13 protein-coding genes and 1 pseudogene are annotated in these 15,413 nt (G+C 73.8%); 9 read left to right on the top strand and 5 right to left on the bottom strand.

Going from position 1 to position 15,413, the window contains the following annotated elements; genetic code table 11:
* Positions 1-235: 235 nt before the first annotated feature.
* The 3 genes from GA0070562_RS27620 to GA0070562_RS27605 all read left to right on the top strand — a co-directional run bounded on the left by GA0070562_RS27620 (position 236) and on the right by GA0070562_RS27605 (position 2,782).
* Positions 236-445 carry a hypothetical protein gene (locus tag GA0070562_RS27620; protein WP_091427410.1) on the top strand — a complete coding sequence of 70 codons (210 nt, stop codon included), beginning with the start codon at positions 236-238 and terminating at the stop codon, positions 443-445.
* Between the two features lie 73 nt (positions 446-518).
* Complete coding sequence (locus GA0070562_RS27615) at positions 519-1,046, top strand: PH domain-containing protein (protein ID WP_091427408.1); 528 nt, start codon at positions 519-521, stop codon at positions 1,044-1,046.
* Positions 1,047-1,489: 443 nt separating this feature from the next.
* On the top strand, positions 1,490-2,782 hold the full coding sequence (locus tag GA0070562_RS27605) for a PH domain-containing protein (RefSeq protein ID WP_091427662.1): 1,293 nt from the start codon (positions 1,490-1,492) through the stop codon (positions 2,780-2,782).
* Positions 2,783-2,873: 91 nt separating this feature from the next.
* Here GA0070562_RS27605 and GA0070562_RS27600 read toward each other — a convergent pair whose 3' ends face one another.
* Positions 2,874-3,944 carry a phosphatase PAP2 family protein gene (locus GA0070562_RS27600; protein WP_091427406.1) on the bottom strand — a complete coding sequence of 357 codons (1,071 nt, stop codon included), beginning with the start codon at positions 3,942-3,944 and terminating at the stop codon, positions 2,874-2,876.
* Positions 3,945-4,056: 112 nt separating this feature from the next.
* On the opposite strand from GA0070562_RS27600, the gene GA0070562_RS27595 reads away from it, so the two are divergent.
* Together GA0070562_RS27595 and GA0070562_RS27590 are read left to right on the top strand one after the other, a co-directional pair.
* The gene (locus GA0070562_RS27595) at positions 4,057-4,461 is read left to right on the top strand and encodes a thioesterase family protein (RefSeq protein ID WP_091427404.1); all 405 of its coding nucleotides are present in this window, start codon (positions 4,057-4,059) and stop codon (positions 4,459-4,461) included.
* The gene (locus GA0070562_RS27590) at positions 4,458-5,285 is read left to right on the top strand and encodes an MBL fold metallo-hydrolase (protein ID WP_091427402.1); all 828 of its coding nucleotides are present in this window, start codon (positions 4,458-4,460) and stop codon (positions 5,283-5,285) included. The genes GA0070562_RS27595 and GA0070562_RS27590 overlap by 4 nt, the downstream gene beginning before the upstream one ends.
* A gap of 13 nt (positions 5,286-5,298) precedes the next feature.
* Here GA0070562_RS27590 and GA0070562_RS27585 read toward each other — a convergent pair whose 3' ends face one another.
* Positions 5,299-6,201: an aminoglycoside phosphotransferase family protein gene (locus tag GA0070562_RS27585; RefSeq protein ID WP_091427401.1), complete on the bottom strand. Its 903-nt coding sequence runs from the start codon at positions 6,199-6,201 to the stop codon at positions 5,299-5,301.
* 7 nt (positions 6,202-6,208) lie between these two features.
* Entirely contained in the window at positions 6,209-6,718 is a 510-nt protein-coding gene (locus GA0070562_RS27580) for a MarR family winged helix-turn-helix transcriptional regulator (RefSeq protein WP_091427400.1), read from the bottom strand.
* An 82-nt stretch (positions 6,719-6,800) separates the two neighbouring features.
* Between GA0070562_RS27580 and GA0070562_RS27575 the strand changes: the two genes are divergently transcribed.
* Positions 6,801-8,027, top strand: coding sequence for a multidrug effflux MFS transporter (locus GA0070562_RS27575; RefSeq protein ID WP_091427398.1), 1,227 nt, complete (start codon positions 6,801-6,803; stop codon positions 8,025-8,027).
* 16 nt (positions 8,028-8,043) lie between these two features.
* Here GA0070562_RS27575 and GA0070562_RS27570 read toward each other — a convergent pair whose 3' ends face one another.
* On the bottom strand, positions 8,044-8,973 hold the full coding sequence (locus GA0070562_RS27570; protein WP_091427397.1) for a carbohydrate kinase family protein: 930 nt from the start codon (positions 8,971-8,973) through the stop codon (positions 8,044-8,046).
* 336 nt (positions 8,974-9,309) lie between these two features.
* Between GA0070562_RS27570 and GA0070562_RS27565 the strand changes: the two genes are divergently transcribed.
* Positions 9,310-10,446: a lytic polysaccharide monooxygenase auxiliary activity family 9 protein gene (locus tag GA0070562_RS27565; protein ID WP_091427395.1), complete on the top strand. Its 1,137-nt coding sequence runs from the start codon at positions 9,310-9,312 to the stop codon at positions 10,444-10,446.
* A 55-nt stretch (positions 10,447-10,501) separates the two neighbouring features.
* Here the strand turns inward: GA0070562_RS27565 and asnB are convergent, their stop codons facing one another.
* Positions 10,502-12,463, bottom strand: coding sequence for an asparagine synthase (glutamine-hydrolyzing) (gene asnB, locus GA0070562_RS27560; RefSeq protein ID WP_091427393.1), 1,962 nt, complete (start codon positions 12,461-12,463; stop codon positions 10,502-10,504).
* Positions 12,464-12,576: 113 nt separating this feature from the next.
* Here asnB and GA0070562_RS27555 point away from each other — a divergent pair, with 113 nt between their 5' ends.
* Positions 12,577-14,052 carry an aminopeptidase P family protein gene (locus tag GA0070562_RS27555; protein WP_091427392.1) on the top strand — a complete coding sequence of 492 codons (1,476 nt, stop codon included), beginning with the start codon at positions 12,577-12,579 and terminating at the stop codon, positions 14,050-14,052.
* Between the two features lie 264 nt (positions 14,053-14,316).
* Positions 14,317-15,413: pseudogene (locus tag GA0070562_RS27550) on the top strand (hypothetical protein); the annotation flags it as partial.

Raw genomic sequence — 15,413 nt, 5'->3', positions numbered from 1 at the left:
TCGTCGTCGCGGCGTGGTGCGTATCAAGACTGTCATGCCTCGCTGAGAGCCGAGGGCGGGAGAGGCACGATTTTCGCCCGGCCGTCCGTCCACGCCGTCCCGCCGCACGGGAAACGCTGAACACGGGTGGACAACAAGGGGTCCGCAGTGTGTACGATTCACCCCGTCGCCGGGCGGCTCCCCCCGTGGCCGCCCGGCGCTAAAACTCCCGGTGTGCGGCCTCTAGACTCGCCCGGTGACGACTCCCACCACCCCGGACGAGACGCTGATCTGCTCGGCGCGGGGGTGTCGCGCGCCCGCCGCCTATCAGCTCCGCTGGCACAATCCCCGCCTGCACGCGCCCGACCGGCGCAAGACCTGGCTGGCCTGCCCGGAGCATCGGGGCTCCCTCGGTGACTTCCTCGACGCACGCGGCTTCCTCCGCGAGGTGGTCCCGCTGCCCTGATCGCCTACGCTCGAAGCGTGAGCGAGCAGATGATCCGAGCCCGTACCGGCGGCGAGCACGGCAGGTCCTCCCGATGAGCGGTGACGGCCCCGCCGGCCTCCCGCCCGCCTCGCGCAGCGCGTTGGAGCCCTGGCCGGACACGGTCCGCTGGCAGCCGATCTCGCGCGACCTGATCTGGGTGGAGCTGATCCGGCTCGGCATCGGGCTGGCGGTGGCGCTCGTGGTGCTCGGCGTGGCCTGGGCGCTGGCCGGGCACTGGCTGCTCGGCGCCGCCGTCGGCGGGGCGCTGCTGCTGGGCGTCTGGCGGTCGATCACCATCGTGCGCGCCGTCCGCGCCTGGGGGTACGCCGAGCGCGACGACGATCTGCTCGTGCGGCACGGCCTGCTGGTGCGGCGGCTGTCCATCGTGCCGTACTCGCGGATGCAGTTCGTCGATGTGAGCGCGGGTCCGCTGGAGCGCGCCTTCGACCTCGCCACCGTGCAATTGCATACGGCGGCGGCCGCGAGCGACGCCCGCGTGCCCGGGCTGCGTCCGGCCGAGGCGTCCCGGCTGCGCGACCGGCTCACCGCGCTGGGCGAGGACCGGGCGGAGGGCCTGTGAGCGAACGGAGCGACTCCGGCGCCCCGCCGCCCCACGACGACCGGCCCGACCCGACCCCCGGCCCACCCGCGCCGCCCGGCCCGCCCGCGCCGGGACAGCCTCCCGCGCCGGGGCAGCCGGCCAACGGGCATCCGTGGCCGCCCGCGCCGGGTGACGGCCCGCCCGCAGCGCCGTCCGGATACGGCCCACCGCCCGGCTATGGGCCACCGCCCGGCTACGGGCCACCGCCCGAATACGGGCCACCGTCCGAATACGGACCGCCTCCCGGGTACGCACCGCCACCCGGCCATGGACCGCCCGGCTCGGCGGCGGCACCCGGATACGGCCCGCCGCCCGGCCCCGACGCGGCGCCCGGGCCGTGGCCCGCGCCGCTTCCGCCGTACCCGGGACCGTGGGGGCCGGCGGCCGGGCCGCCCGCCGCCGGCGAGGAGCCACGGCAGCGGCTGCACCCGCTCAGCCCGGCACTGCACGGCGCGAAGTCGCTGGTCGTGGTGATCGCCGGGCTCTCCTGGTCGACGCTCTCGCGCGTCGGGTTCGGCTGGTTCGCGGTGCTGGTCACCGTCTTCGTGCTCGGCGCCACGGTGCTGTCGGTGGTGAGCTGGTGGAACACCGGCTACCACCTGGTGGGCCGCGAGCTGCGCGTGTACGAGGGTCTGCTGTGGCGGCGTACCCGGGCCATCCCGCTGGAGCGGCTGCAGGCGGTGGAGGTGGTCCGGCCCCTGCTGGCCCAGCTCACCGGCCTGGCCGAGCTGCGGCTGGAGGTGGTCGGCGGGGGCAAGACCGAGGCGCCGCTGGCGTACCTCAGCGTGGCCGAGGCCACCGCGTTGCGGCAGCGGCTGCTCGCGGTGGCCGGTCGCTCCGCCCCGGCGCCGGTTCCGGCGGCCGAGCCCGGCGCGCCGGTCACGCCCCTGCCGGAAGAGCGCCGGCTGCACGCCGTCCGCAACCAGGACCTGCTGATCAGCCAGTTGCTCACGCCGCAGGCGTTCCTGCTGCCGCTGGGCCTGGTGTTCGTCGGCGCCCAGTTCCTCTCCGAGGGCTCGTGGTCGTTCGTCGCGGTGGCGAGCACGCTCACCGCGATGGCCGGCGTGGTGCTGCAACCGATCCGCCGGGTGCTCGACGACTGGAGCTTCCGGCTCGACCGGGACGACGGCACGCTGCGCGTGCACAACGGCCTGCTGGAGACGCGGGTGCAGACCGTGCCGCTGCACCGGGTGCAGACCGTACGGGCGACCTGGCCGCTGCTCTGGCGGATGAAGGGGTGGCTGCGGCTGCGGCTGGAGGTGGCCGGCTACTCGACCGGTGAGCCGGACGACCGCAACCGCCCCGACCGGCTGCTGCCGGTCGGCGACGCGGGCACCGGCGCGATGATCGTGGCGGAGGTGCTGCCCGGCGTACATCTGGACGCGCTGCCCGCCACGCCGCCCCCGTCGCGGGCCCGGTGGCTGCGCCCGCTGAGCCGCAAGGTGGTCGGCGCCGGCCTCGACGAGCAGGTCTTCGTGGCCCGCTCCGGGCTGCTGACCAGGCAGTTGACGCTGGTCCCGTACGCCCGGATCCAGAGCGTGCGCGTCACCCGCGGTCCGGTGCAGCGGCTGCTGCGGCTGGCCACCGTGCACGCGGACACCGCCGGTGGGGCCGGGGCGGCGGCCGTCGACCGGGATCTGGCCGACGCGTGGGAGCTGGCCGCGGAGCTGACCGAGCGCTCGCGCGCCGCCCGCCGGACCGACAGCGACCGCTGACCCGCCGGCTGCCGGGCGGCTGTGGGCGCGGCGGCCGGTCCGCTGTCACGGAAGCCGACCGGCAGCCGGGACGGCGGACCGCGCCGACGGTCTACCGGCGCTCGGCGGGCACCGCGTCCCGGTCGCCGGCCACCCGGTCCGTGGTGTCGGCAGCGGTGTCGTCGTCGGCGGGCGGGGCGCCCGCGGCGGCGGCGGGCTCGCCGGCACGCCGGGCCCGCCGCGCCGCCCACCAGCGCTCGGCCAGGCCGACCACCAGGAACGTCATGCCCACGTACGCCCAGCCGACGAGCACGTCGATCAGGTAGTGCTCACCGCTGTACATCAGCGTGAACGTCATGGCCAGCGGGTACGCGAGCATCAGCGGCCACCAGCGCTTACGCACCGAGCGCATGAAGAACAGCACCACGAACAGCGCGAACGCGGTGTGCAGCGACGGCATCGCGGCCACCGGGTTGGAGGCGATCTGCCCGGCGTTGAGCAGGTTGCCCGCGCCGTGCATGCCGATCTCCTTCCAACCCCGGGTGGAGATCCGCGCGACCTCGGTCAGCAGGCCGTTCTGCGCCGCCCACCACGGCGGCGCGGCCGGGTAGGCGAAGTAGGTGACAAGTCCGGCCGCGCACAGGAAACCCCAGCGCGACATGTACGCGATCCAGCGCCGCCGGTTACGCATCCACAGCACGGCCGCGGCGGCGAACGTCGCCACGAAGTGCGAGAAGTAGATCCAGCTCACCAGCACGTCCCACCAGCGCACCTCGGACGCGTCGTACAGGCGCTCCTGGAGCCAGATCGTCGGCACCTCGCCGCCGGTGAGCCAGCCGGTGAGGAAGCGGTCGGCGACGATCAGCTCCATCGCGTGCGGGGTGGCGCCGTTGTCGGCGAACCCCCGGGACAGGTTGTACGCGGCGAGCAGCAGCACCACCGGGATCCAGTCCCGGGCGAACTGCAGGTGGCTGCGCCACGGGCGGGCCGAGTTCCACGCGACCGTGCCGGCCCAGATCCAGAGGAACGCGTACGCCGGGTCGGTGGGCAGGCCGATGGCGAGCCAGGCGACGACGAACGCGACGCCCCAGATGGTCATCGCGATCACACGGCGGCGCCCACCGTCGGGCGACTCGGTGGTCGCGTCGGGGGCGGGGGTCGGAGATTGTGTCAGCTCGGCCATCGCGGACAAGGTTAGCGGCGGGCGACCGGCGGGCCTGCGGGCGGGCGGTGACCGGGCCGGCGGCGGCTCGGACGCCGGACGGCCACGGGTCGGCTGCACTAGGCTCGGCCGCATGCAGGAGCAGCCGGAGTCGCCCTTCACGCCGGGCCTGACCGCCCGGGTCGAGCTGACAGTGACCGACGCCGACACCGCCCAGGCGGTCGGCTCCGGGGACGTGCCGGTGCTCGGCACACCCCGGGTGCTGGCGCTGGCCGAGGCGGCGACGGTGGCCGCCACCGGGACCCGGATGCCGTCCGGGTCCACCACCGTGGGCGTACGGGTGGAGCTGGAGCACCGTGCGGCCACGCCGGTCGGCCGGACCGTGACCGCCCACGCCGAGCTGGTGAAGGTCGACGGGAAGCGCCTCGTGTTCGACGTGACAGTCACCGACGGGCCCACCGTGGCGGCGCAGGGGCGCGTCGAGCGGGCGCTGGTCGACCGGCAGCGCTTCGTCGAGCGGGCCGTGCGCCAGTCATGACCGCCGTTTTCACGGAGGTCGCCGCCGGGGTGCACGTGAGACGTGAGCCGGTGCTCGCGGTGAACGTCGTGCTGGTGGTCGGTGACGGCGCGGCGCTGCTCGTGGACACGCTCTCCACCGCCGGGCAGGCCCGGGATCTGGCGGAGGCGGCGCGGGCGGTCACGCCGTACCCGTGGACGATCGTGAACACGCACCACCATTTCGACCACTGCTTCGGCAACGCCACGCTCGCCGGGCCGGAGACCGCGATCTACGCGCAGGCACAGGCCGCGGCGGCGCTGCGGGACCGGTCCGACGCGGTGCGCCGCGCCGCGTACGAGGAGATGCGCGCCGGGCATCCGGCCCTGGCCGAGGAACTGGCGCACACCGAGCTGCGGCCGCCGACGCACGAGGTGCACGAGGAGACGGTGCTCGACGTCGGTGGCCGGCGGGTGGTGCTGCGCCATCCCGGGCACGGGCACACCGACGCCGACCTGGTGGTGCACGTGCCGGATGCGGACGTGCTGGTCGCGGGCGACCTGGTGGAGCAGAGCGGGCCACCGGCGTTCGAGGAGTCGTACCCCTTGAAGTGGCCGGACGCGCTGGCCGACCTGCTGCGGCTGACCACGCCCGCGACGGTGGTGGTGCCGGGTCACGGCGAGCCGGTCGGCGTGGACTTCGTCCGCGAGCAGCACGCGCAGCTCGCGCGGCAGGCGTGGCTGATCCGCGCCGGGCACACCGGCAGCGCCCCGCCGGAGCGGGTGGCGGCCGAGTCGCCGTTCGGCGCCCGGCCGGGCCTGATCGCTGCCCGCCGCGGCTACGCGGAGCTGGACGGAACGGCCTGAGCGGGGGCCGGGCTCATCCGGCGTCGGCCAGGATCTCGCGGAGGCGGTTGCGGCACTCGGCGACGAACGCCGGGAACGTGTCCCAGTAGTAGGAGACGCCGCTGGCCGCCACCCCGAGCGCCCAGGCGCGGGCCCGCGCCCAGGTCACGTCGTCGACGCCGAGCGCCTCCCGGTAGGCGAGCCGGGCCGGCCGTGGGAGGTCCCAGATCGGCGCGTGTTCGGCGTCGGGGTGCCCGACGGTCAGGCCGCCGAAGTCGATGACCGCCCGCAACCGGCCGTCGCGCACGAGCAGGTTGGTGGGCTTGAGGTCGCCGTGTAGCCAGACGTGCGGGCCGGCCGGTTCGGGCAGGGTGAGGGCGTCCCGCCAGAGCCGGACCAGGGTGTCGACGTCCGTCTGGTCGCCGATCCGGTTCCGGCAGTCGTCGAGCGCCGCCGAGATCCAGGTGTCGCAGGGGTGGAGGCTGCCGCCGCGGTAGCCGCTGAGCGGGCCCGCGCGGGTCGCGCCGAGCAGGTCGGCCGCGTGCAGGCGCCGGACGAACACGGCGAGGTCGGCTCCGAGCGCGGCCCAGTCCTCGACCGTGCCGGGCCGGACCTCGTCGCCCGGTATCCACCGCTGCACCGACCACGGCAGCGGGAAGGCGTCGGCCGGGACGCCGGCGTACACCGGTTCGGGCACCCGGTACGGCAGCAGCGGCGCGAGCCGGGGCAGCCACAGCTGCTCCTTGCGCAGGGCGCCGGCCTTCTCCGCGGTCCGGGGCAGCCGGACGAGCAGGTCGGCGCCGAGCCGGTACATCGTGTTGTCGGTCCCGGCGCCGGCCGGCGTCAGCGGCAGCGCGGCCCACTCGGGGCGCTGGTCGGTCAGCAGTGCCCGGACGACCTGTTCGCCCACGGGTATCTCGTCCTGGTGCAGCGCCATCCGGTGATCATGTCGGGCGGGCGGGTGGGACGGCCACCGGGTTTCCGGGTGCCCGCCCGGGCGGTTCCGGCCGAGCGTGTCCCCGCAGGGCGCCGAGCAGCGCGTCGAGGTGCGGGGCGGCGGCCAGGATCGCCGCCCGTGCCGCCGGATCCAGCTCGGCCAGTGCTTCGTCGAGCAGCGCGGCCCGGTTGGTCTCGTAGTCGGCCATCCGCGCCCGGGCGGCCTCGGTCACGCGCAGCCGCAGCACGCGGCGGTCGCCGGGGTCGCGGTCACGGGCCAGCAGCCCGGCGTCGGCGAGGTCGCGGACCAGCGTGCTCACCGTGTTGGGCGCCGTGCAGAGGCGCCGCGCCACCTCCTTGCCGCTGATCCCCGGCGTCTCCCGGACCAGCAGCAGCAACTCGACCTGCGCCTCGGGCAGCGGGTCTCGTCCCACGCGCGCCCCGGTCCGGCGGCGCAGGAGGCGGTGCAACTCCCCCACGACCGCTCCGACGCGCGCGACCTGCTCGTTCGCCGTCACGGGGTCACCCGCCTCACATCGCGATAGTTCTGACTACAGATGTAAGGTACCCGGACGCACCGGATCCAGGGGGGACCCACTCGTGAGCAACGCCGCGCCGGCCGCCGCGCGCCCGACCGCCGACCGCACCACGGCCACCACCGGTGGCGTGACGCTGCTGGTGCTGCTCGGCACGCTCACCGCGATCGGCCCGCTGTCGCTGGACATGTACCTGCCGGCGTTCCCGGCCATGACCCGCGACCTCGGCGCCGACCAGGCCGGCATCCAGCTCTCGCTGACCACCTGCCTGATCGGTCTCGCCCTGGGTCAGCTCGTCACCGGTCCGCTCAGCGACCGCTGGGGGCGCCGCCGTCCGGTGCTGGTCGGCGTGGTCGCGTACACGGTGCTGGCCCTGGTGTGCGCCGCGGCGCCGAACGCCCCGCTGCTGGCCGCCGCGCGGTTCGCCCAGGGCGTTGCCGGTGGCATGGGCGTGGTGGTCGCCCGCGCGGTGGTCCGCGACCTCTACTCCGGCCGGGACGCCGCGAAGTACTTCTCCCGGCTCACCCTTGTCTTCGGGGTGGCGCCGGTGGCGGCGCCGGGCGTGGGCAGCCTGGTGCTGCGGTTCGGCTCGTGGCGGGCCGTCTTCGTGACGCTCGCCGTCATCGGGGCGGTGCTCGCCGTCGCGGTCGCGCTGCGCCTGCCGGAGACGCTGCCGGCCGAGCGCCGCAGCACCGGCGGCCTGGGCGCCACCGTCCGGACCATGCGGTCGCTGCTCGCCGACCGGGTCTACCTCGGGTACGCGCTGACGCAGGGCTTCGCGTTCGCCGGGCTGTTCGCGTACATCTCCGGGTCGTCGTTCGTGTTCCAGGACGTCTTCGGCGTCTCCGCCGCGGTGTTCAGCGTCATCTTCGGCGCCAACGCGCTCGCCCTGGTGGCGGTCGGGCAGGCCAACGCCCGGCTGCTCGACCGGTTCACGCCGCGCCGGCTGCTGGTCACCACGCTCGTGGTCGGCGTGGTCACGGCGGTCGGCGTGCTGACCGGCGCGCTGGCCGGCAGCCTGGCCGTGACGGCGGTGGCGCTGTTCGCCTTCGTCGGCTCGCTCGGCATGGTGATGCCGAACAGCACCGCGCTGGCGCTGGACGCGCACGCCCGGCACGCGGGCACCGCCGCCGCGCTGATGGGCGGCATCCAGTCGGTGGTGGGCGCGCTGGCCGCGCCGCTGGTCGGGCTCGGCGGCGAGGGCAGCGCGCTGCCGATGGCGGTGGTCCTGGCCGGCGCCGCGCTCCTGTCCCTGACCGCCGTCCTGACGATGGCCCGCCCCCGCCCCTGAGCACGGGGCGGGCGGGTCACGGGAAGCGGGCGGCCACCCGGGTGCGGGTGGGCATGGCGGTGGCGCCGCCCGGGGACTCGCACACCACTGCCGCCACCCGCAGCGCGAACGCGACCCGCTCCCGCCAGCCGGCCGGGTCGACCGGCTCACCGGCGGCCAGCAGGTCCGCCACCAGCGCGCCCATCACCGAGTCGCCCGCGCCTGTCGCGTCCACCGCGGCCACCTTCGGCGCGGGTACGCGTACCACGTCGTCGGCGGCGGCGACCAGGGCGCCGTCCGCGCCGAGCGTGACCACGACGGTGCTCGCGCCCAGCTCCCGCAGGTACGCGGCGACGCCTTCGACCGGCTCGTCCGGGTAGAGCAGCCGCGCGTCGGCACTGCTGAGCTTGACCAGGTGCGCGGAGGCGGCGAACTCGGCGACCACCGCGCGCAGCCCGTCCAGCGCGCCGGGCGCGGTGAGCAGGCGGGGGCGCACGTTCGGGTCGAACACCCGCAGCGCGCCCGCGATCGACCAGGCGCGCCGGGCGGCGGCCAGCACCGGCGGGTCGAGCAGCACGATCGAGCCGCAGTAGAGCACGTCCGCGCCCTCGACGAGCGCCACGTCCAGGTCGTCCGGGCCGAGCAGCGCGTACGAGCGGGGCTCGCCGTAGAAGCGGAAGTCCGGCTCCGCGCCGGCGAACGTGGCCACCGCCAGCGCGGTCGGGGCCGGCACCGTCACCGTCCCGCTCACGTCCACGCCGACGTCGGTGAGGAAGGCGCGGATCCGTCCGGCCAGCGCGTCGTCGCCGAGCGACCCGACGAACCGCGCGTCCCCGCCGAGCCGGGCGATCGCCACCGCCACGTTGAGCGGGCCGCCGCCGATCGCCTGCCGGTAGACGGGTTCCCCGTCGTGCTCGGCGTCGAGCAGGTCCACCAGCGCCTCGCCGAGCACCACCGCGTAACCCATCCTGGCTCCCCTCGTCGTCCTCCCCCGATCCTGGCGCATGCCGGGGTCGCGGCGCGTCCGGACCCGGGCATCGAGCGGCACCTATTGCGGCTCGTGCCCGGACGTGGTGGGATGGCGATGCCGGGTGACGACGCGGGAGGGCTGCCGCGTCGCCGGCTGCCGGGTAGAGCCGACGCGAGGGCATCCACGGTCCGTGGGCAACGGACCGCAGACGGTGCGCGCCCGTCGACGGCCCCGGCCGCATGCCGACCGGGCGCGGGCACCGCGATCGTCGCATCCGCTCGTCCCAGCGGAGCGGGCCGAACCGGGCCTCGCTCCGCGAGTCAGGAGATCCCCGTGCACCGAACCCGATCCCGTACGGCCGCGTTGCTCACCGCGGCCGCCACCCTGACCCTGGGCGCGTTCGCCCTGGTCACCAACTCCGGACCGGCGGCCGCGCACGGCGCGGCCATGACGCCGGGCGCCCGCACCTACCTGTGCTGGAAGGACGGCCTCACCGGAACCGGTGAGATCCGGCCGAACAACCCCGCCTGCTCGTCGGCGGTGGCCGAGAACGGGGCGAACTCGCTGTACAACTGGTTCAGCGTGCTGCGCTCCGACGCCGGCGGGCGGACCGTCGGGTTCATCCCCGACGGCAAGCTGTGCAGCGGCGGCAACCCCGGCTTCAGCGGGTACGACGCGGCGCGCACCGACTGGCCGGTCACGCACCTGACGGCCGGGCGGTCGATCGAGTTCCGGTACAGCAACTGGGCCCACCACCCGGGCACGTTCTACTTCTACGTGACCAAGGACAGCTGGAGCCCGAATCGGCCGCTGGCCTGGAGCGACCTGGAGGAGCAGCCGTTCCTGCAGGTGACCAACCCGCCGCAGCGCGGCGCTGTCGGCACCAACGACGGCCACTACTACTTCAGCGGCAACCTGCCGTCGAACAAGAGCGGCCGGCACATCATCTACTCGCGCTGGGTCCGCTCGGACAGCCAGGAGAACTTCTTCGGCTGCTCGGACGTGACGTTCGACGGCGGTAACGGCGAGGTGACCGGGATCGGCTCGGGCGGCAGCAACCCCCCGACGACCGCGCCGCCGACCACCGCGCCGCCGACGACCGCGCCCCCGACGACCGCGCCGCCGACCTCGCCTCCGCCGGTGACGACCAGCCCGACCATGCCGTCGGGCTCCTGCATGGCGGTGTACAAGGTGGTCACCGCCTGGGGTGGCGGCTTCCAGGGCGAAGTGACGATCATGAACCACAGCACCCGGACGTACTCCGGGTGGACCGCGAACTGGACCTGGCCCAGCGGCCAGACCATCAACCAGGTGTGGAACGGCACGTTGAGCGGCAGCGGGGCGTCGGTGAGCGTCTCCAACGCCGCCTACAACGGCAGCGTCCCGCCGGAGGGCACCACCACGTTCGGCTTCACCGCGAACTTCTCCGGCACCAACTCCCTGCCGACTGTCACCTGCACCGGTCGCTGATCAGGCACTGAGAAGGGCCCCCGGATGCTCCCGGGGGCCCTTCGTCACGCGGGGATCAGCGGACCATGCTGCCGACGACCGGCTTGGTGAGGAGCGCGGACTGGTTGCGCTGGATGCCCGGGTCGAGCGTCTTGGCCACGAAGATGGCGTGCCAGATGCAGAAGATCAGCACGGTCCACACCTTGCGGGAGTGGTCGGCCTCCTCCCGCTTGTGCTCGTCCAGCAGGCGCAGCGCGTACGACAGGTCGATCAGGTCACCGGCGCCCGAGGTGGACAGCACGTGCCGGGCCCACTCGTACATCTCGCCGCGCAGCCAGACCCGGGTCGGGGTCGGGAAGCCCAGCTTCTTGCGGTTGACGATGGCCGGCGGCACGACGCCCTGCAGGGCCTGGCGCATCGCGTACTTGGTGGCCTCGGAGCGGGGCGGCAGCTTCAGGTCGACCGGGATGCCGGCGGCGACGTTGAACACCTCCCGGTCCAGGAACGGCACCCGCACCTCCAGCGAGTGCGCCATCGAGATCCGGTCGGCCTTGACCAGGATGTCGCCACGCAGCCAGGTGTAGAGGTCGACGTACTGCATCTTGGTGACGTCGTCCAGCTCGGTGCACTCGGCGTAGATCGGCGCGGTCACGTCGGTGTAGCGCACCGAGGGGTCGTAGCGGCGCAGCAGGTGCTGCTTCTCCTCCTCGGTGAACATCCGGGCGTTGCCGTAGTAGCGCTCCTCGATCGGGGTCGTGCCGCGCTCCAGGAAGCTCTTGCCCTTGACCCCCTGCGGGATGGCCTTGGACACCGCGCGCAGACCCTTCTGCACGCCGTCGGGCAGGCTGTTGACCGCGTTGAGCGACAGTGGCTCCCGGTAGATCGTGTAGCCGCCGAAGAACTCGTCCGCGCCCTCGCCGGAGAGCACCACGGTGACGTGCTCGGCGGCCTTCTTCGCCACGAAGTAGAGCGGCACCAGCGCCGGGTCGGCGACCGGGTCGTCCAGGTGCCAGATGATCTTCGGCAGCGCCTCGATCATGTCCTGCGGCCCGATCTTGGTCGGGATCGTGGTCACGTCGAGGTGCCGGGCCGACTCCTGGGCCACGTCGATCTCGGAGTAGCCGGGCACGTCGTAGCCGACGGTGAAGGTGAGGATGTTCGGGTTGAACTCGCGGGCCAGCGCCACCACGGCGGTGGAGTCGATGCCGCTGGACAGGAACGAGCCGACCGGCACGTCCGAGCGCATGTGCATCCGGACGCTCTCGCGCAGCGTCTCCCGGATGTCGTGGTAGAGCCGCTGCTCGTCGGAGACCGGGGCCGGACGGAACACCGGGCGGTACCAGCGGCGCACCTCGATCCGGCCACCGGGGGTCCAGGTCAGGTACTCCCCCGACCCGATCCGGCTGATCCCCTTGTGCAGCGTGCCCGGCTCCGGCACGTACTGGAGGGTCAGGTAGTGGCTCAGGTTCGCGGTGTCGATGCCCGCGTCGCCCTGGTACGCCGAGTGCGCGAACGGCAGCAGCGCCTTCTTCTCCGAGGCGAGGTAGAGACCGTCCTGCGTCTCAAGGTAGTGCAGCGGCTTGATGCCGAAGTAGTCACGCGCGCCGAAGGCCCGCCGCTCCTGCCGGTCCCAGATCACGAACGCGAACATGCCGCGCAGCTTGGTGAGCACCTGCTCACCCCAGTAGTGGTAGCCGGCGACGATCACCTCGCCGTCGCCGTTCGTGGCGAACTGGGCGCCGTAGTCGCGGATCAGCTCCTCACGCAGCTCGATGTAGTTGTAGATCTCGCCGTTGAAGGTGAGCAGGTAGCGCCCGCCCGCGTAGGGCAGGGGCTCGTGGCTCAGCGCCACGTCGATGATCGCCAGGCGCTTGTGCGCGAACACGCCGTCCGCGTACCGGCCGGAGGCGTCGCCGACCACCTCGACCCCTGTCTCGTCCGGGCCACGGTGGTGCAGGCACTCCAGTGCGCCGGCGATGTTGTCGCGGTGGGCGGCGGCGTCGCCGCGCGCGCTGAAGAAGGCCAGGAGTCCGCACATGGCCGCCATCTTTCCACGCGCCGGAAGCCACCGTCGCGGCACCGCAGGCACCTCCCGCTGTCGTGCGCGCGGTACCGTCGGGACCAGCGACGAGGCTCAGGGAGGGGCGGATCATGACCGAGGAGCGGACGCGGCAGGGCGAACCGGCGGACGGCACGGAGTCGCACGATCCGGATTTCCCGGAGGCGTTCCTGTCGTTCATGCGCCAGGGCTGGCGGGACACCGAACTGCCGGTCACCCCGCGCCCGGAGGTGCCCAACCACGCCAAGCGCCGGGCCGCGCTGGCCGAGGCCTTCCCGGGCGAGACGCTGGTCATCCCCACCGGCAACGAGAAGGTACGCGCCAACGACACCGACCACCGGTTCCGGCCGGGCAGCGACTTCGCGTACCTGACCGGCGACCTGGAGCCGGACAGCGTCCTCGTGCTGCGGCCGGGCGGCGAGCCCACGCTGTTCATGCGTCCCCGCTCGTCCCGGGCGACCGACGAGTTCTTCCGCAGCCGCCACGGTGAGCTGTGGGTGGGCCGCCGGCCGACGCTGCGGGAGAAGTCCACCGAGCTGGGCCTGCCGACGGCCGACCTGAGCGAGCTGGACGCGGCGCTGGCCGAGCTGGCGCCGGGGCGTACCCGTGTGCTGCGCGGCTTCGACGCCCGGGTGGACGCGGCCGTGCGTCCCTACGACGGCGCGCGCGCCGAGGGGCAGCCCGGCCGCGACCGGGAGCTGGCGATCACGATCGCCGAGCTGAAGCTGGTCAAGGACGAGTGGGAGATCGCGCAGCTCCAGGAGGCGTGCGACGCCACGGTGCGCGGCTTCGAGGACGTGGCACGGGCGCTGCCGGCCGACCGCGGGGTCTCCGAGCGGCTGCTCGAAGGCGTCTTCGCGCTGCGCGCCCGGCACGACGGCAACGACGTCGGCTACGGCTCGATCGTCGGGGCCGGCGAGCACGCCACGATCCTGCACTGGGTGCACAACCACGGCGCCACCCGTCCGGGTGAGCTGTTGCTGATGGACATGGGCGTGGAGAACCGCAACCTCTACACCGCCGACGTGACCCGGGTGCTTCCGGTCGACGGCCGGTTCACGCCGTTGCAGCGTCAGGTATACGACGCGGTGTACGCCGCCCAGCAGGCCGGCATCGAGATGTGCCGGCCGGGCGTGGCGTTCCGGGACGTGCACCTGGCCTCGATGCGGGTGCTGGCCGAGGCGCTGAAGGATCTCGGGCTGCTGCCGGTGAGCGTGGACGAGGCGATGGACCCGGCCTCCACGGTCTACCGGCGGTGGACGCTGCACGGCACCAGCCACATGCTCGGCATCGACGTGCACGACTGCGCCAACGCGCGCAAGGAGACCTACCGGGAGGGGCCGCTCGGCGAGGGGTTCGTGCTCACCGTCGAGCCGGGGCTCTACTTCCAGCCGGAGGACGAGCTGGTCCCGGAGGAGCTGCGGGGCATCGGCGTGCGGATCGAGGACGACATCCTGGTCACCTCCGACGGCCCGGTGAACCTGTCCGCCGGGCTGCCGCGCGCCTCCGCCGAGGTGGAGACCTGGCTGGCCGAGCAGCGTGAGGCGGGCCCCCGCCTGCCCGGCTGATCCCCGCGGGCCGCGATTCCGGCGGGCCCCACCACCGCGCCTCTACGGCCGGTGGTGGGGCCCGCCGCCGTCTGGGCCGTTCCGGTCCGCTCATGTGGTTGGTCACGGACCGCCGATCGTGGGAGGAATGCGGAGTTTTTTCGGATACGTCTTCCTCGCGAGGAACCTTCTCATACGGTGCTGATCAGAGGCTACAACCGGTTTGTAGCTGGTCGCCCGGCCTGGGGCGGTGCGACCCGTTTGGGAAGAACCGAAAGGGCTCTCATGTCGAACGACGTAACGACACCCGACGGCGGCGCTCCGATGGCGCCTCCGCCGCAGACGAGCAGGCGGCGGGCGCTCTGGGTCGCCACCGGCGTGGCCGGGCTGACCGGCGTCGTCGGGCTGGCGGCACTCGGCGGTCTCGCCGCCCGCGACGACAAGTCCGGCACCGAACCGGTGGCGGAGAACCACGCCGCCGCGCCGCAGAACGCCGGTGACGACTCCCGCGCCGAGGGCGGGAAGGGCGGCGAGAAGGGCGAGGACGGGTACGGCAAGGACGGCAAGGACCGTGGCCAGGAAGGCCGCGACCGTGGGGAGTGGGGCCCGGACAAGGGCAAGGACGGCAAGGACGGCAAGGACGACCACGGCAAGACCCGCGAGGTCGCCTGCGACGACGACGCCCTGGTCGACGCCCTCGAACTGGCCAACCGCGACCACGGCGGCACCCTGAAGCTCGCCGAGAACTGCACCTACGAACTCGGCGTCAAGGACCGCAAGTTCGGCTCCGCCCTGCCCGAGATCAAGCAGGACGTCACCATCAAGGGCAACAACTCCACCATCAAGCGCGACGCCGAAGACACCTTCCGCATCTTCCGCGTCGTCGACGGCGGCGACCTCACCCTCAAGGACCTCACGGTCAAGGGCGGCAACGCCAACGAGTTCAAATACCCGGGTGGTGGGGCTCCCGGCGGCGGCCAGCCGCCGGCCGCCGCTCCGGCCGCCGCCCCGGCGGTGGCGGCCCCGGCTGCCGCCCCGGCTGTCGCGGCCCCTGCCGCGGCGACCACTGCCGCCGCTGCCGCGCCCGTCGCCGACGGCGGCATGAACGGCGGCAAGGACGACGACAAGCGCGTCGAGGGTGACGGCGGCGCGCTGCTCGTCGAGCGCGGGGGCAGCGCCTACCTGGACAACGTCAAGCTGGTCGACAACAACGCCGAGGGCGACGGCGGCGCCATCGCCAACTACGGCCGCACCTGGCTCAAGGAGAGCAAGGTCGTCGACAACCACGCCCAGGGCGACGGCGGCGGCGTCTACAACGAGGGCATCCTCAAGGTCGAGGAGACCCACGTCGACGACAACACCGCAGGCGGCAACGGCGGCGG

The sequence above is a fragment of the Micromonospora tulbaghiae genome (genome assembly GCF_900091605.1).
GTDB lineage: Bacteria > Actinomycetota > Actinomycetes > Mycobacteriales > Micromonosporaceae > Micromonospora > Micromonospora tulbaghiae.
This window is presented reverse-complemented; position numbering and strand designations above follow the sequence as displayed.